The organism is Rhodovulum bhavnagarense, from assembly GCF_004343505.1.
GTDB lineage: Bacteria > Pseudomonadota > Alphaproteobacteria > Rhodobacterales > Rhodobacteraceae > Rhodovulum > Rhodovulum bhavnagarense.
On the sequence record NZ_SLXU01000018.1, the window covers coordinates 1 to 16,362 of the forward strand.

Here is a 16,362-nt window from a genome sequence, read left to right on the forward strand (position 1 = left end):
CTGCCGGTCCCGCCAATGATCGCCCCAACACCCGCCGCATTGCCAAGCCAGCGCGAAACCTCAGACGCCGAAAACGGGTTGAGCGCCATCAAACGGGCCATCAGCGGAAACAGAAAACCGGCCATGCCCTTGAAATTCTCCAGCGCCGCGTTGATCCCCACCAGCGCCTTTGGCGGCCGTTTCAGGTCGCGCAGCATCCGCAGACCCAGCGCCGCCCCCGCAGAATGGCCAATAATGACATCGGGCAGCAATCCCTCGCTATCCACCAGGGCGGCGATGTCCTTGCTCATCCCGTCGATGCCGCACCTCTGGCGTGCGCCCATCCGGGTGAAGCCCTGCCCCGGCAGGTCCAGCGCCACGACGTGATAGTGGCGTGCGAGGATCGGGAAAATGTCGCGCCAGCTATGGGTGGTCGCACCCGTGCCATGCAGTAAAAGGACGATCGGCCCCTCGCCCGCCTCTTGCAGGTGCCACAGGTGAGGGCGGTGACGGACAAATCGGGAATGCTCCCGGTTGGGCCAGTCCCGTCCGTCCCGCCCCCAATCCATGAGCGGCCTCCTCAGGCGTCAAGAACGGCCGATACCGCCGAGGACAGGCGGTTTGCATCGGCCCGAGGCAAAGGAATATAGGGTGCGCCCAGCGTATCGGCGAGCGCCTTGAGCGACCGTTCGGGCCGCTGGCCCATGTCGATGACCATCGCGGGAAACTCGTTCAACCGGATCGCGGCGGCCATTTTCGTGGCATCCTCGCCCGCCTGCGCACGGTTGGGCGTGCCGTCCAGCGCGATATTGGCCCGGCCATCGGTCAACAGCGCCACTGTCGGCGTCATCCCCCGCCCCTTGGCCTGGATCGCGACCTCAAGCGCGGTTTTCAACCCGGCCGCCAACGGCGTGCCGCCCCCGCCGGGCAGCGCGGCAAGCCGCCGCTTGGTCTGCACCAGCGACCGGGTAGGCGGCAACAGCAATTCGGCGTCTTCGCCGCGAAACGCCACCAGTGCGACATGGTCACGCCGGGCGTAGGCCTCGGCCAGCAGGATTTCGACCGCACCCTTGGCCTCGGCAAGGCGGGTCATCGCCGCCGAGCCCGAAGCATCGACCACGAAGATCAAGAGCCGGTCGGATTTCTCCTCGAACCGGCGAATGCGGAAATCGTCGGTGCGGATATGCAGGTTCCGCTCGATCCGCGATTCCTGCTTGCGGATCGTCTGCCAGGGCGCGGCCGCGCGCAGGGTGGCGATCACGTCCAGCCGGTTGCCACTGTCCAGCCGCCCCCGGCGCGAGGGGATCGGACGACCGCGGCGGTTGCCTTTCAGCTTGGCCCCCGCGCCCGCGCCGCCCATCGCGCCCCGGCCGCTTTTCTTGGCGGCCAGTTGCGCCAGAAGATCGGCAGGCAGGGCGGCCTGCGCGGCCTCCAGCAGGATATCCTGCAAGGGTAACTCGTCCAGCGACTGGCTTTCGCCCTGCTCCTGGTCCTGGCGATCCTCGGGTTCGGGTTCCGGGGGGGGCGGCTCTTGTTGCTGGTCCTGGTCTTGCTCTTGTTCAGGGAATTGCGTGGCGCGAGGGGCAAGCACGAGTTCAACCGCGGTGGTCAGGTCGTCGATATCTACCTCGTCCTCACCGCCAAGTGCGGCAAGCGCGCGCGCGGTGCGCAGCGCCAGCATCGGCGCGCGCAGGCTGTCGATGCCCAGCCGCACCGCCAGAAGCGTCAGATCCTCCAGAACCTTGGGCGCGGCCTTGACCTGACCCAGGCGCGCGCGGGCCTGGGCCAGCGCGTCCTTATCCAGTTCGACCGGATCGGTTGCGCCGTAAGGCAGCGCGTCAAGATCCACATGCAGCGCCAACCGGTCGGTCAGCGCGGCGGGCAGCGTTTCGTCCGGTTCGGCGCCCTCGTCCATGGCGATCAGGCAATGCCCGGCGCCCATGTCGATGGCCCCGGCCAGCCGCGCGGCCAGTCCCGGCTGAGTACGTTCGGCCATCGGCAGGACCAGGACCGCCGGCTCGGCCAACAGGCCCTTTCGCTGCACCACGCGGCCCTCGGCCAGCGTCGCGGTCAGGTCGATCCCCCCGAATAACTGTTCATCCCCGATAGAGGGGTGCAGCCGTTTCTGAGGCAGCGGCAGCGCGGGAAGCGCCGCCATCACCCGGTCGCGCACAGGACCGGACCGGGCGCGCAGCCACAGACCGCCCAGCCCCGCCGGATCGACGGCCAGAACGTTCAGTCCGACCTCGACCCGTGTCCAGACGGACCCTGCGGTGCTCACGCCAGCACCTCCTCCACGACACGCGTGACGCGGGTGGTCGACCCCGCCTCGTCCAGCGGGTCGCGGCGCAGGCGATGGCGCAGCGCAGAGGACGCGATCTTGCGCACATGATCGCGGGTGACCTCTTCGGCGCCCTCGAAGGCAGCCACCGCACGAGAGGTCTTGAGCAGGGTCAATTCCCCCCGCAACCCGTCCGAACCAAGCGCAAGACACAGTTCGGCACAATCGCGCAGCACCGCGTCAGAGGTCTTCAGGGTATTGAGATGGGCGCGCGCGGCCAAGATCCTGTCGCGCAGTTCGGCATCTTCCTGACGCCATTTTCCCATGAACCCGTCATAGTCCATTTCATAGGCATCACGGCGACGGATGACCTCGATCCGCGTGTCGATATCCTTGGGCGAGGCCACCTCGACCGACAGGCCGAACCGGTCCAGCAGCTGCGGCCGCAACTCGCCCTCTTCGGGGTTGCCGGACCCGACCAGCACGAAGCGCGCCGGGTGCCGGATCGACAGGCCTTCCCTCTCGACCACGTTTTCGCCCGACTGGGCGACATCAAGCAGAAGGTCGACGATGTGGTCCTCAAGGAGGTTGACCTCGTCGATATACAGGTAGCCGCGGTTGGCCCGCGCCAGCAGGCCCGGCTCGAACGCCTTTTCGCCAGAGGACAGCGCCTTTTCGATATCCAGCGCGCCGACGACCCGGTCCTCGGTCACGCCCAGCGGCAGGTCTACCACGGGGGTGGGCCGTTCGACGATATCGTGCTGACCGACATGCGCCCAGTCGGGGCAGCGGTCAAGCGAGGGCGAGTTGACCGGGCACCCGGCCACCACCTTGATCGGCGGCAGCAGGGCGGCCAGGGCGCGCACCGCGGTCGATTTCCCCGTCCCGCGATCCCCGAACACCAGCACGCCGCCGATGCCCGGGTCGATCGCGGTCAGGATCATCGCCTGTTTCATTTCCTCCTGCCCGACGATGGCAGAGAAGGGAAAGGGTTGTGTCATGCGGGCTCTTCCGTTTTCTTCGGCGCCTTCTTCTTTTTCGGCGCCGCCTTGGGTTCGTCGAAGGTCCGGCCGGTTTCCAGCAGACTCATCGGGCTTCCGCCTTCCCAAGTACCCTCTTCTTTCAGGATGTTGAAGCGGGCATACATCTCTTCCTTGAACCAGTCGCCTTCACGGACGTGTTTCACCGCGTGGCCGTGCGGGCAGTCGCCATAGGCAAAGCCGCCCATCTCCTTCTTGTTGTTCCACAGCGAGAAGGTCACCTGCTGCACCCAAGGCACCTCGGCCATGCCGATATGGAAGGCGCAGTTGGGATGCTTGGCGACACGTTCCTGCACTTCGGGCACCTCGGCCCAGAACTTCAGGGCGGCCGGCAACTTCACCGTGGCACGCGTCAGAACGGCGATATTTCCGGTGTCATCGGGTTTCTCGGTGACCCTCAGCGGCTCTACCCCCGACCACAGGCCGCGCGCCGAGGTCGGCGTCAGGTAGATCGTATAGGTTTCACAGGCATGATCGCGCAGGGTCTTGTGCGTGATGCTGGCCTTGAGGCCGTTCTCGGCGGTCTCCATATCCTTCCAGACACAGAGAATCGCGTTCACGTTCACGTTCGGGCGCGGATTGAATCCCGCATCCGACCCGGTGCCCAGCAACTTGAAAAACTCAAGCCCCGGCACATTCTTCAGCGCGAAACGGCCGCGCGCCATCTGGCTGAAGGCCTCTAGCCGAGAGGCCCAGTTGTCGTAACGAAAATAGCTGATGGTGGTGACTTGCATTGCCGACTCTCCATTCGCAACTGTCAAGTATGTGTGACACATTGGGGTGCGACCGCAAGTATCCTGCCGCCCCCGGCGCGCATCCGGTAGAAGCATTGTAAACTAAACTAGACAGGTTTAACCTAGCGACATGATGACACGAGTCGATCCCGCCCTGGCGGATGAAGCAGTTCGCGCCCAAAGGCCCCAAGCTGTTGTGATCGGGGCAGGACTTGGTGGTCTTGCCGCCGCGATGCGCCTCGGTGCCAAGGGCTATCGCGTAACCGTTATAGACAAGCTGGACGTGCCCGGCGGGCGCGGCTCGGCGATCTGGCAGGATGGCCACCGATTCGACCTGGGCCCAACCATTGTCACCGTGCCGCAGATCTTCCGCGAACTGTGGAAAACCTGCGGGCGCGATTTCGACCAGGACGTGAAACTGGTCCCGATGGACCCGTTCTACGAAATCGTCTTTCCCGATGGCGAACGCTTCAAGGCCCAGCAGGACACCGAGGGCATGCGCGCCGAGGTCGCCCGCCTGTCGCCCGGGGACCTGGCCGGCTACGACAAGTTCCTTGAGGACAGCGAGAAACGCTACTGGTTCGGGTTCGAACAGCTCGGCCGCAAGCCGATGCACAAGTGGGAAGACCTGATCAAGGTGCTGCATATCTTCGGCATGCTGCGCGCCGACAAGTCGGTCTATGCCCATGCCGCGTCCCGCGTTCAGGACGAACGCCTGCGCATGGCGCTGTCCTTCCACCCGCTGTTCATCGGGGGCGATCCGTTCAACGTCACCTCGATGTATATCCTGGTGTCCTACCTCGAAAAGGAATTCGGGGTGCATTACGCGATGGGCGGCGTCGCCGCGATCGCCAAGGCCATGGCCGACGTGATCGAGTGGCAGGGCGGCACCCTGCGGATGAACACCGAGGTCGACGAGATCGTCACCGAAAAGGGCAAGCGCAGCTACAAGGCAACCGGCGTGCGCCTGGCCTCGGGCGAGGAAATCAAGGCCGATGTGGTGGTGTCCAACGCCGATGCGGGGTTCACCTATAACACCTTGCTGCGCAACGTCCGCCGCTGGCGCTGGAGCGACGAGAAACTGGCCAAGTCGCGCTGGTCGATGGGCCTGTTCGTCTGGTACTTTGGCACCAAGGGCACGCGCGGCATGTGGAAGGACGTCGGTCACCACACCGTGCTGAACGGCCCGCGCTACGAAGGGCTGGTCAAGGACATCTTCTTCCACCAGGAAAAGCTGGCCGACGACATGAGCCTGTATATCCACCGGCCCACCGTCACCGACCCCTCCGCCGCGCCCGAGGGCGACGATACCTTCTATGCGCTGTCGCCGGTGCCGAACCTGCACAGCGACGATCCGGTGGACTGGGAGGCCAATGGCGAACGCTACCGCCAGATGGTGCAGGACTTCATGGAAGACAAGCTGATGCCGGGGCTGGGCAAGCACGTCTCGACCAGCATGTTCTTCACCCCGAACGAGTTCCGCGACCGCTACCTGTCGCCCTATGGCGCCGGTTTCTCGCTGGAACCGCGGATCTTCCAAAGTGCGAACTTCCGCCCGCACAACATCAGCGAAGAGGTTGACGGCCTGTACATGGTGGGCGCGGGCACCCATCCCGGCGCGGGCCTGCCCAGCGTGATCACCTCGGCCGAGGTGATCGGCAAGGTCGTGCCCGACGCAACCCCGGTCAAGGCGCGGTAAGATGATCGACCCGGCGGATCTGGAGCATTGCAAAGCCTCGATCCGCACCGGGTCGTATTCCTTTCACGCGGCCTCACGCCTGTTGCCGCCCCGCGTGCGCGACCCGGCGCTGGCGCTCTATGCCTTTTGCCGGCTGACCGATGATTCGGTCGACCTGACCAACGAAAAGACCGAAGCCGTGCTGATGCTGGGCGAACGGCTGGACGCGATCTATCGCGGCCAGCCCCGCAACGCGCCCACCGACCGCGCCTTTGCCGCCGTGGTCGAGGATTTCGAGATGCCGCGCACCCTGCCCGAGGCCCTGCTGGAGGGCATGGCCTGGGACGCGATGGAAAAGCGCTATCAGACGCTTTCGGAAGTCTATGCCTATTCTGCCCGCGTTGCCGCGGCAGTGGGCGTGATGATGAGCGTTCTGATGCGGGCGCGTTGTCCCCACGCGCTGGCGCGGGCCTGCGACATGGGCGTGGCGATGCAACTGACCAACATCGCACGCGACGTGGGCGAGGATGCCCGCGCGCGGCGTATCTACCTGCCGCTGGACTGGGTCGAAGAGGCCGGCATCGACATCGACGCCTTCTTTGCCAACCCGCGCCCGAACCGTGAAATCCGCAAGATTACCCGGCGTCTTCTGGCCGATGCGAACCGGCTGTATTTCCGGTCAGAACCCGGCGTAGCCGAGTTGCCGCTGGCCTGTCGGCCCGGCATATTTGCCGCCCGCCACATCTATGCGGGCATCGGGCGCGAGGTCGCGCGACGCCATTACGACAGCATCAATTACCGCGCCTACACCACGAAGGGTCAGAAAATCGGCTGGCTGATCCAGTCCATGCTGGAAACTCTGATCGTCACGGTCATGCCGCGCTCGGCGGTACTGTATGGCAAACCGCTGCCAGAATGCGCCTACCTTGTCGAGGCCGCGGCCGAACGCCTGCCCTCGGACAATCCATGGGGCGAGGGCCGCGCGGGCGAGGTCATCGCCGTTCTGGCCCAGCTTGAGGCAAAGCGGCGCAAGGCGCTTCCTCCTGCCGCATTGGTCGAAGGGCGGCAACGCGCTATCTAAGAGGCATGCTTATTGACTGGCCCCTATTCGCGCTTTTCGTTACGACCGCCTTCGCCGCGGGATCGACGGGGGCGTTCTTTTCGCCGGGACGCTGGTACGCCAACCTCGACAAACCCGGCTGGACCCCGCCCAACTGGCTGTTTCCGCTGGCGTGGTTCGTTCTTTACCTGTCGATGGCCTATGCCGCGACACGCGTGGCGATCTCGGGTCATCCCGAGGTGATCTACGCGCTGGCGATCTGGGGTCTTCAGATCGTGTTCAACACGCTCTGGTCGCCGGTATTTTTCGGATTGCACCGACTTTTGCCCGCCCTCGTCGTGCTGTTCGGGATGTGGGCGTCTGTTCTGGCAATGGCGGTTGCCTTCTGGCGGATCGACCTTGTGGCGGGCTTGCTCGTGGCGCCCTACGTGGTCTGGACCAGCTACGCCTTTGCGCTGAACTTTTCGATCTGGAGGCGCAATCCCGATGCCGCCCAGATGGCGGGAAGCTGATCCTCAAGCGCGTCCGAAAGGCGGCCTGGGCATCCGCCGGCCCGGCCTCATAACCCCGAATGCCCGCATGGCCGTGATCCAGATCAACCACAGGTCAAACCCGACCGAGCGGTGGCGAAGATAGATCAGGTCAAGCCGCGCCTTGCGCGGAATACAGCGCCGCGCATAAACCGCGTCAGTCTGTTCCGGCGTTGCACAGCGGGCCAGCAGCCATTGTTCATGGGGGCTGAACACCAGGGTTGCCAACCCGGTGATCCCCGGCGGCGTGCGCAAAACGTCGGCGTAAAGTTCTGGAAACCTCTCGACATATTCACGCAGAGGCGGGCGCGGCCCGACGAAACTGATATCGCCCCGCACCACGTTCCACAGTTGCGGCAATTCGTCGGCGCGCGTGCGGCGCAGCCTGCGCCCCATCGGCGTGATCCGCGCGGCCTTGTCTCCGCCCGAAACGCCCGCATCGCCCGGATCGGGGCGCATGGTGCGGAATTTCAGCAAGCCAAAGCCTTGTGCCGGGCTTTTCATCCGTTCCGACACATGCAGCACCGGCCGACCCTGACCACGCCACAACAGGACCGCCAGGCCCAGGCTAACCGGCACCAGCACCGGCGCGAAAAGGGCCGCAAGCCCTAGGTCCAACGTCCGCTTGCGCCTGTCGGTTGCCGTTTGCATCATACCCCGTCCGCCTGCATCGCCCGCCATTCCGCCACCAGCCCTGCCGCCGTTCCCGCACAAGGCGGCAGCGCGCAGAGCCGGGCCAGTCGCGCGTCATCAAGCGCAAGCATGGGCAAGGCCCCGGCTGCCGCCGCACGCCACGTCCAGTCCCGGCCCGCAACCAGCCCCGTTTCCCCCAACAGGGCGGCCATGTCCACCACCCCCGGCGCGGCGATGTTCAGACAGTCGGGCAGGGGGCCGGTCATCGCATGCCGGCACAAACAGGCCAGCACCTTGGCCAGGCTTTGGGGCCCGATATAGGCACGGCGCGGCCCCGGCGCGGCCGGCCCGTCGCCGAACCGGTCCAGGACAAGGGGAACCCGGCGATCGGACGGGGTGGTCTGCCACGTCGCCACGCTCCCTCCCAACAGCGCATCCGCGCCCGCCACGTTGCCGATCCTCAGGCAGGTCAGCCCCGGCGCCCCCGGCCCGATCGCGCGGACCTCAGCCCGAGCGGCCTGTTCCATTTCCAGCTTGGCCCGGCCATAGGCGGCGGCGGGGGCGGGGGCCTCGTCCTCGGAATGGGGGGCCTCGCCCCGACCGTAAACCGCCACCGACGAGGCAAGGAAAACGTGGCGCGCACCCACTGCATGGCCCGCCCGCAAAGCGGCCAGCCCAAGCCGGGCATTGTCGCCCAGCGCCGCGCCGGGGCGCGGCACCACGCCCGCCAGCCCCAGAACCACGTCGATACGACCCGACAGGATCTCGGGCACCGGCGCACCCAGCGGGGACCAAACCACCTCGTCCACGCCCGCCGGTTCGTGCCGCAGCTGCCAGACCGGACGCAGGTCCGCGCCCGCCCAGCCCCGGCGCAGCATCCGGCCCAGCCGCCCGCTTGCCCCCAGAACCAGAACTCGCGGCCCCACCATCAGGCCCTGCCACGCAGCCATGTCACGCGCCCCTCGCCCATTCCGAACCGTATGTTGACCGGACCGGTCCAGACAGTATCTTGCGCCGGGACACAAGCAAAGCCGCCGCCACCGGATTCTCCGGCCCCGCGGCCACACGCCCCGGAGACCATATGACAGATCTTTCCAGACGGCATGTTCTGGTAACCGGCGTCGCGGCGGTACTGGCCGGATGCAGCGTTCCGCGTAACGCCCCGATGAAACGCGAAGTCCTGGAAGGCGCGGGAGAGTTCAGCGAGTTCTCGGTCTACCAGGTCACACGGGCCAGCCTGCCGCGTTTTGGCGCCTGGCCGGTGACAGGGCGCGAGGTCCTGTCAAACTGGCCCTCGCGCAACGACCGCAAGGGCCTGCCCCGTATCGCGCCCGGTGACCGGCTGAGCCTGCGCATCTGGGATGCCGAGGAAAACTCGCTTTTGACCGGGCCGGGAGGCAATGTCACCGACATGCCCGACATGATCGTGTCCACGCGAGGCACCATCTTCGTGCCCTATGTCGACGAAATCCGGGTTTCGGGGCTGACGGTAGATGCAGCGCGCAGCCATATCCAGCAAGAGGTGACCGACGTCATCCCCTCGGCGCAGGTCCAACTGAACCACCAAAGCGGCCAGGGCAACTCGGTCGAACTGGTCAGTGGCGTCGCCGTGCCGGGCCGCTACCCGCTTGAGGCACCGCAAACCACGATCCTCGGCGCGATCTCGGCCGCAGGCGGGGTCCCCGGTGCGATGCGCAACCCGCAGCTGCGCCTGCAACGCCAGGGCCGGGTCTATGGAATCTCGCTGCAAGAGGTGTTTGACGACCCCGCACACGACATCCCGCTTTGGGGCAATGACCGGATCATCGTCGAGGAGGACAAGCGCAACTTTATCGCGCTGGGAGCCTCGGGCCAGCAGAACGTGATCGATTTCGACGCCCAGCAGGTCAGCGCGCTGAGGGCGATTTCCCTGATGGGCGGAATGGCCGATACCAGCGCCGACCCCGGCGGCGTTCTGGTGATGCGCCAATACCCGCGCGCCCTTGTCGGCCCGCAGGGCGGCCGGCCCGAGACCGAGCGGGTGGTGTTCAGCTTTGACCTGACCAGTGCCGACGGGCTGTTCAGCGCGGGCCAGTTCCCTGTCAATTCCGGCGATGTCGTGCTGGCGACGCAGGCGCCGGTCACGACCATGCAAAAGGTGCTCTCGCTGCTTGGCAGCACGATCGGGCTGGGCGCTCGGGTCAGCAGTTTCTGAGGCAGTTTCTGAGGCAGGTCATGAGGCGGGGCGGGGCAGCCCCGGACCGCCCACACAGCCTCTAGGCGAATCCCCCCTCCATGCCCATATTCGAGGCATGGGTATCGTGTTCCTGATCATCGTGGGCGCAGCCGCGGGCTTTCTGGCCACGCGGCTGATGGGGCTTGAGGCCGACATTCCCACCACCATCGCAATCGGTATCGCGGGCGCGCTGATCGGTGGGCTGATCTTGCGGGTGCTCCTGGCGCTGACCGGGTTTGCCGCGGGGCTGGTGGGCGCGGTTCTGGGGGCAATGGTGCTGATCTGGGTCTACCGGCTTTACCTGGGCGGCCGCTAGAGGCTTGCCTCGACGCCAAAGCCCGCAGGAATGCCGGTGGGGTTATCCTCCAGAACCAGGTCGGCCATGACCTGCCCGATCCCGGGCGCAAGGCCAATGCCGATCTTGAACCCCCCGTTTGCCACGAAATGACCCGGCCGGCCGGGCCATGGCCCCAGCATCGGCGCGATGGTGGCCGCCCGCGGCCGCACCCCTGCCCAGCGTTCGATCACCTCTGCACCGGCCAGCGCCGGACAGGCGATCCGCGCCCTGGCAATCACCTCGTCCAGCCGGGCATCGGTTCGGTAGGGATCGTCGAAATCGCGCTCGGTGGTAGAGCCCACCGCGACCGTCCCGTTCGAATGTGGCACGATCAGCAATCCCTCGGCATAAATCTGCGGCGCCTGGCGCGCATCGTGATCCAGGATCGCGGCCTGCCCCTTCACACCGCTGCCGACCTGGTGGTCGAGATCGGCCGACAACGCGGCCAGCCCCGGATAGCCCGTGGCCCAGATCACCCGCCCCTCGACCGGGCCCTCGGCGCCACATGCGACCTCGCCCCCCAGCGCGACAATGGCCGCAGCCAGCGCCTGGCAGGCAGCACGGGGCGCGATACGGGCGGACAGGGTGTCATGAATCAACAGCCCCGTAGGCGTGAGCGGGGCGAAATTCCCTGCCTCGGCCGCCGCGACCACGCGCCATGCCGCCCTCCCCCGCCAGAGCGTTTCGGCCTCGGCCGCCCGGTCGCGCGCACGTGCCAGCGCCGCATCGTCGGCGATCGGCTGATAGCGGCCCAGGCGGCCATAGCCTGTGGGCCGGCCCGAGACCTGCTGGACGCCCGTCCAGAAGGCATCCCCCATCAGGAGGCTGTCGAGCTGGAACGCCTTTTTCGCGTTCCAGCGCTCGGGCACATGCGGCGACAGCGCACCGACCGGCGTGCCGCTGGCCCCCGCCGCGGGATGGGACCATTCGACCACCCGCACGCGCGCGCCGCGACACGCGCAGACATAGCCGCAAGCCAGGCCCAGGATGCCCGCCCCCATCACCGTCACATCCACCGTTGCCATTGCCACGGCCCTCTTTCATTCTTGCCGTCCGGACCTCGCATCTAGGACAGATCATGCCAGAGCGCCAGCACGCGGAAATCGAGTGGAACGAAGGCGGCGTACCCGTTTCGACCCGGTTCGCCGATCCTTATTTCTCGCTTGCCGACGGGCTGGCCGAAACCCGGCACGTATTTCTTGCGGGCAACGATCTACCCGCGCGGTTCGTGCCAGGGTTCCATATCGCGGAACTGGGGATCGGCACCGGGCTGAACCTGTTGGCCGCGCTGATCGCATGGCGCGAGGCGGGGATGGAGGGACCGTTGCGCTATACCGGGTTTGAAGCCTACCCGATGACCGCCCACGAGATCGACCGGGCCCTGTCAGCCTTTCCCGAGGCCCATGCCATGGCCGGCCCGCTGATCGCGGCTTGGCACGCAGGGGCCACGCGGATCGAAAACGACATGCTGCACGCCACCCTGGTCTTCGGCGATGCGCGCGAGACGCTGCCCACCTGGCCGGGCCGGGCCGATGCCTGGTTCCTGGACGGTTTCGCGCCGGCAAGGAACCCCGAACTGTGGTCGCCGGAGCTGATGGCCCAGGTCGCGGCCCATACCGCACCCGGCGGCACTGCGGCGACCTATACCGCGGCCGGTTTCGTGCGCCGCGGGCTGGCCCGGGCCGGGTTCAACGTGGAACGGCGCCCCGGATTTGGCCGCAAGCGACACATGACCGTCGCAAACCGGGCATGACAGCAGCGCAGACCGTCATGCGGAGCCTTCTCGGACGCGTCGGGATCATGGGTATTTTTGCCAAGAAGAAGGCTCAGTCGGACTTGAGTTCCGCAGACAGGCGCAGGGGTTCGGGCCGACCCGACAGGCGCGCGCGATAAATGGCCAGGGATTCGCTTACCCGCATCACGTAGTTGCGGGTTTCACGGAACGGAATCATCTCGATCCAGTCGACGACATCGACCCCGGCCGAGCGCGGATCGCCGCGTTCGGTGATCCAGGCGCGGGCGCGGCTGGGCCCGGCATTATAAGCCGCCGCGACCAGCACCGGGTTGGGACCGAATTCCTCGACCAGCTGCGCGAGATAGGCCGCACCGAGCCGTGCGTTGTAATCGGGATCACGCGTGAGCGCGGCCTCGGAATAGGCGAGACCGAGTTTCGCCGCCATCGCCTGCGCCGTGCCGGGCATCAGTTGCATCAATCCGCGCGCGCCCGCCCCCGAAACCACGGAAGGGTCGAATTCGCTTTCGCGGCGGGCGACAGCAAGAACCAGCTCGGTCGCCACCGGGTGGTCGGCGCGCGCCAGGCCGCTCAGCGGGAAATAGGCATCGATCATCACGTTGCCGTCGCCCGCGGCCAGCTTGGCCAGCCGCAGGGCGATATGGGGCTCGTCAAGACGCAGCGCGAGCCCGGCCAACTTGCGCTGTCCGATGGGATCGGCCGAGTCGGCAAGGTGGGTCAGGAACCATTCCACCAGGTTACGTTCGCCCGCCTCGTGGAACATCAGCGCCGCGCGCAGGACCGATCCGTTGGCCCAGGGCGCGTCGCGCCAGCCGGGATAGGTTTCGCCCCCGGCCAGGGCCGGGTCCATCGGCAGGCCCGCGCGTTCGGCGGCGAGCTGACCGTAGAACGCGGTCTGGTGGGCGGCGGCCCCGGCATAGGCGGCGCGGGCCTCGTCGGGGCGGCCCATCGCCTCGAGCGCGCGGCCGCGCCAATAGCCGCCGCGCGACAGGCTGATCGGGGTTTCGACCACGGCCTCGAACCGGGTGAAATGGGTCAGCGCCGTGGCAGGGTCGTCCAGCTGGCGCAGGGCGATGAAGCCCGCCAGCCATTCCAGGTCGGCATAGGCATAATCCGATCCGGGCGGGATGTGATGGCGCGCGGCCAGCCGGTAGGCGCGGGCGCCCTCGCCCTCGCGCATCAGCTTTCGGGCGTAGATACGCCGCCAGTTGGCCCATTCCTCCGGGCGGCCCAGTGTCTCGGCAGAGAGGCTATGCGCCTCGATCAGGGCGATGGCATCCTCTGCCCGGCCCTTTTGTGCGCGCCACAGGAAACGTTCCCGGGCCAGGCCCGGATGATCGGCCAGCGATGCGGGCACGGCCGCGATCAGGGCATCGACCCCGGCGGCGCCCGCGCGCAGCGCAAGACGCGCATCGGCCAGCGCAGCCCACCCCCCGGCCACGAGCGGCAACATGCGCCGCACCTCGGCGGCCTCGCCCGCCCAGAGCATCGCATCGATGCGGGCCTCGTGATGGACCGACAGCGCAGGCGCAAAGCGCGCCAGGAACGCGGCATGTGCCTCGGCGCCCAATGGCAGGGTACGCCACGCCAGGACCGCAAGCGCCTGGGCATCGCCGGAATTGCCCAGCGCCGCATGCGCCTGCACCAGCCGGAGCGCCCCGAGCCCGGTCACCGGCCGGCGATTCGCGAAAAAGGCCAGGACCGCGGCCGGGTCGACATCGGGCGGGATCTTGCCCTCGGCCTGCATGTGCAGGCGGTCGAGACCGGGCCAGTCGCCATTGCGCGACAGGAAAGCGACATAATCGGCAAAAGTGCCTTCGCCCGCGCGCAGCCGCCGCCATTCCACGATGTCGAGCGCAACCTGGCCCGCAGGCGCGGCCTGGGCGCGCGCGGCCTGCCAGTTATCGGCGCGCAGTTCGACCATGGCGCGGGCCAGGGGTGTATCGCCGGCGGCCGCCGCATCGGCGGCGAGTGCAAGTGCAAGGCAGGCAATAAAGGTGCGCATGGCGACAGATCGAACCGGGGGCTTGGTTTCGCCAGCCTGTCATGGCGGGCGTGGCCGGGACAATTCACAAACTTGGCAATCGGGCAATCGCGCTATAGGGTCCGCGCGCCCGTGACGGGCGGCGAGTCGCGCCGACGTTCCGGTCCCGGACAACATTATCATGCGAAAGGAGCGTGTCATGATCAAAGGGTCCCTTCCTGCCCTGGTGACGCCGTTCAAGGACGGCGCGGTGGATCGCGACGCGCTCAAACGACTGGTGGAGTGGCACCTCGATGAAGGCAGCCACGGGATCGTGCCGGTCGGCACCACCGGCGAGAGCCCGACGCTGAGCCATGCCGAACACGAGATGGTCATCGAAGAGGTGGTCAAGGCCGCCGGTGGCCGGGTGCCGATCATCGCCGGGGCGGGGTCGAACAACACGCAAGAGGCGATCCGCTTCATGCAATATGCCGAAAAGGTCGGCGCCGATGCGGCGCTGGTGGTCACGCCCTATTATAACAAGCCCACCCAAGCGGGCATGATCGCGCATTTCACCGCGCTTCACGATTGCTGTGAATTGCCAATCATCATCTACAACATCCCCTCACGGTCCGTGGTGGACATGACGCCCGAAACCATGGGCGAGCTGGCAAAACTGCCCAGGATCATCGGGGTCAAGGACGCCACCGGCGATCTGTCCCGCGTGCCGAAACAACGCATCACCTGCGGCCCGGATTTCCTGCAATTGTCGGGCGAGGATGGAACCGCGCTGGGGTTCAACGCCCATGGCGGGCGGGGCTGCATCTCGGTCACCGCCAACGTGGCGCCGCGGCTGTGTGCGCAGTTCCAGGAGGCGACGCTGGCAGGCGATTATGCCCGCGCACTGGAATTGCAGGACCAGCTGATGCCGCTGCATATCGCGATCTTTCTCGAGCCTGGCGTTGCCGGGGCGAAATACGCGCTGTCGCGGCTGGGGCGTTGCACCGAAGAAGTCCGCTCGCCGCTGGTCGGGTTGACCGAAGGCACGAAGGCGCGGATCGACGACGCGATGCGCCACGCCGGCATCCTGGATTGATCCATGGCGGGCCTGCGCCCAGGTGAAGTGGTGGCCGAGGGCCTGAAAGACCCCGATGGGCCAAGGTTACGGGTGATCGGGCGAATCCGCACGCCGTGGGGGCCGGACGATTGTCCGCGCAACATGGGCACCGCCCGGCAACGCGGCGGCCGTTTCGTGGTCGAACTGGACCCGGACCTTGGTCCTGCGCTTGAGGGTCTGGCCGTTGGCCAGCCTGTCATCCTGCTATACTGGATGGACCGGGCGCGGCGCGATCTCTTGCGCCAAAGTCCCCGCCATATCGAGGGCACACGCGGCACGTTCGCGCTGCGTTCACCCAACCGGCCCAACAGCATCGGGGTGGCGACGGTGGTGATTACCGCGCTCGATCCGGGGGACGCGACACTCGGTATCGACGCGATCGATTGCTATGACGACACTCCGCTGATCGACATCAAGCCCTGGACGGAACGGGCCGACCTGCCGCCGGGCCGTGACGGCTAGAATCGCACGAGACATCGGGACATTCGGCACACCTTTCCCCCGGCGCGGCTTTGGCCTATATGCGCCCCACCATGGCCAAACCGAAATCAGACCCGAATTACAAGGTAATCGCCGAAAACAGGCGCGCGCGGTACGACTACGCGATCGAGGACGACCTGGAATGCGGGATCATCCTGCAAGGGTCCGAAGTAAAATCGCTGCGCGAGAACGGCGCCAACATCGCCGAGAGCTATGCCTCGGTCGAGGATGGCGCACTGTGGCTGGTCAACGGCTATATCCCGCCCTACGAACAGGCGAAAACCTGGGGCCACGAGGAACGGCGCAAGCGCAAGCTCTTGGTCAGTCGCAAGGAACTGGCGCGCCTGTGGTCGGACACGCAGCGCAAGGGCTACACGCTGGTGCCGCTGGTTCTGTATTTCAATCACAAGGGCATCGCCAAGCTGAAGATCGGGATCGCCAAGGGCAAGAAGACCCAGGACAAGCGCGCCACCGAGGCCAAGCGCGACTGGCAACGCCAGAAACAGCGCCTGTTGAAGGATCACGGTTAGGCCGCGGCCTTGCCTAGGTCACGCCAGCGTTC

17 protein-coding genes are annotated in these 16,362 nt (G+C 66.7%); 9 read left to right on the forward strand and 8 right to left on the reverse strand.

What is annotated here, in order from left to right; translation table 11 throughout:
* The 4 genes from bchO to EV663_RS13610 form a co-directional block, all read right to left on the reverse strand.
* The coding region (gene bchO / locus EV663_RS13595) for an alpha/beta fold hydrolase BchO (RefSeq protein WP_132952777.1) at positions 1-548 on the reverse strand (548 nt) is incomplete at its 3' end.
* Between the two features lie 11 nt (positions 549-559).
* Complete coding sequence (locus tag EV663_RS13600) at positions 560-2,260, reverse strand: magnesium chelatase subunit D (RefSeq protein WP_132952779.1); 1,701 nt, start codon at positions 2,258-2,260, stop codon at positions 560-562.
* On the reverse strand, positions 2,257-3,261 hold the full coding sequence (gene bchI / locus EV663_RS13605; RefSeq protein WP_132952781.1) for a magnesium chelatase ATPase subunit I: 1,005 nt from the start codon (positions 3,259-3,261) through the stop codon (positions 2,257-2,259). The genes EV663_RS13600 and bchI overlap by 4 nt, the downstream gene beginning before the upstream one ends.
* Positions 3,258-4,034: a spheroidene monooxygenase gene (locus EV663_RS13610; RefSeq protein ID WP_132952783.1), complete on the reverse strand. Its 777-nt coding sequence runs from the start codon at positions 4,032-4,034 to the stop codon at positions 3,258-3,260. Before EV663_RS13610 ends, bchI begins: the two co-directional genes overlap by 4 nt.
* A 130-nt stretch (positions 4,035-4,164) precedes the next feature.
* On the opposite strand from EV663_RS13610, the gene EV663_RS13615 reads away from it, so the two are divergent.
* Genes EV663_RS13615 through tspO form a run of 3 tightly spaced genes read left to right on the forward strand, consistent with a single transcriptional unit; the run spans position 4,165 to position 7,284 of the window.
* Complete coding sequence (locus EV663_RS13615) at positions 4,165-5,733, forward strand: phytoene desaturase (protein ID WP_132952785.1); 1,569 nt, start codon at positions 4,165-4,167, stop codon at positions 5,731-5,733.
* 1 nt (position 5,734) lies between these two features.
* Positions 5,735-6,793: a 15-cis-phytoene synthase gene (gene crtB, locus EV663_RS13620; protein WP_132952787.1), complete on the forward strand. Its 1,059-nt coding sequence runs from the start codon at positions 5,735-5,737 to the stop codon at positions 6,791-6,793.
* A gap of 5 nt (positions 6,794-6,798) precedes the next feature.
* Positions 6,799-7,284 carry a tryptophan-rich sensory protein TspO gene (gene tspO / locus EV663_RS13625; protein WP_341799040.1) on the forward strand — a complete coding sequence of 162 codons (486 nt, stop codon included), beginning with the start codon at positions 6,799-6,801 and terminating at the stop codon, positions 7,282-7,284.
* Positions 7,285-7,287: 3 nt separating this feature from the next.
* Here the strand turns inward: tspO and EV663_RS13630 are convergent, their stop codons facing one another.
* Both EV663_RS13630 and EV663_RS13635 read right to left on the reverse strand, forming a co-directional pair.
* Positions 7,288-7,956, reverse strand: coding sequence for a sugar transferase (locus tag EV663_RS13630; protein ID WP_243697968.1), 669 nt, complete (start codon positions 7,954-7,956; stop codon positions 7,288-7,290).
* Positions 7,953-8,885: an NAD-dependent epimerase/dehydratase family protein gene (locus EV663_RS13635; RefSeq protein WP_243697969.1), complete on the reverse strand. Its 933-nt coding sequence runs from the start codon at positions 8,883-8,885 to the stop codon at positions 7,953-7,955. Before EV663_RS13635 ends, EV663_RS13630 begins: the two co-directional genes overlap by 4 nt.
* 131 nt (positions 8,886-9,016) lie before the next feature.
* Between EV663_RS13635 and EV663_RS13640 the strand changes: the two genes are divergently transcribed.
* Together EV663_RS13640 and EV663_RS13645 are read left to right on the forward strand one after the other, a co-directional pair.
* The gene (locus EV663_RS13640) at positions 9,017-10,129 is read left to right on the forward strand and encodes a polysaccharide biosynthesis/export family protein (RefSeq protein WP_132952789.1); all 1,113 of its coding nucleotides are present in this window, start codon (positions 9,017-9,019) and stop codon (positions 10,127-10,129) included.
* A 97-nt stretch (positions 10,130-10,226) separates the two neighbouring features.
* Positions 10,227-10,466, forward strand: coding sequence for a GlsB/YeaQ/YmgE family stress response membrane protein (locus tag EV663_RS13645; protein ID WP_132952791.1), 240 nt, complete (start codon positions 10,227-10,229; stop codon positions 10,464-10,466).
* On the opposite strand, the gene EV663_RS13650 is transcribed toward EV663_RS13645, so the two are convergent.
* The gene (locus EV663_RS13650; protein ID WP_132952793.1) at positions 10,463-11,512 is read right to left on the reverse strand and encodes an NAD(P)/FAD-dependent oxidoreductase; all 1,050 of its coding nucleotides are present in this window, start codon (positions 11,510-11,512) and stop codon (positions 10,463-10,465) included. The genes EV663_RS13645 and EV663_RS13650 overlap by 4 nt on opposite strands.
* A gap of 53 nt (positions 11,513-11,565) precedes the next feature.
* Between EV663_RS13650 and mnmC2 the strand changes: the two genes are divergently transcribed.
* On the forward strand, positions 11,566-12,240 hold the full coding sequence (gene mnmC2, locus EV663_RS13655) for a tRNA (5-methylaminomethyl-2-thiouridine)(34)-methyltransferase MnmC2 (protein WP_132952795.1): 675 nt from the start codon (positions 11,566-11,568) through the stop codon (positions 12,238-12,240).
* 73 nt (positions 12,241-12,313) lie between these two features.
* Here the strand turns inward: mnmC2 and EV663_RS13660 are convergent, their stop codons facing one another.
* Positions 12,314-14,245: a lytic transglycosylase domain-containing protein gene (locus EV663_RS13660; protein WP_132952797.1), complete on the reverse strand. Its 1,932-nt coding sequence runs from the start codon at positions 14,243-14,245 to the stop codon at positions 12,314-12,316.
* 178 nt (positions 14,246-14,423) lie between these two features.
* Between EV663_RS13660 and dapA the strand changes: the two genes are divergently transcribed.
* The 3 genes from dapA (at position 14,424) to smpB (ending at position 16,330) form a co-directional block, all read left to right on the forward strand.
* Positions 14,424-15,299 (forward strand): 4-hydroxy-tetrahydrodipicolinate synthase, encoded by an 876-nt coding sequence (gene dapA / locus EV663_RS13665; protein ID WP_132952799.1) that lies wholly within the window; start codon positions 14,424-14,426, stop codon positions 15,297-15,299.
* A 3-nt stretch (positions 15,300-15,302) separates the two neighbouring features.
* Positions 15,303-15,782, forward strand: coding sequence for a TrmO family methyltransferase domain-containing protein (locus EV663_RS13670; RefSeq protein WP_132952801.1), 480 nt, complete (start codon positions 15,303-15,305; stop codon positions 15,780-15,782).
* 71 nt (positions 15,783-15,853) lie between these two features.
* Positions 15,854-16,330 (forward strand): SsrA-binding protein SmpB, encoded by a 477-nt coding sequence (gene smpB / locus EV663_RS13675; protein ID WP_132952803.1) that lies wholly within the window; start codon positions 15,854-15,856, stop codon positions 16,328-16,330.
* Positions 16,331-16,362 lie beyond the last annotated feature (32 nt).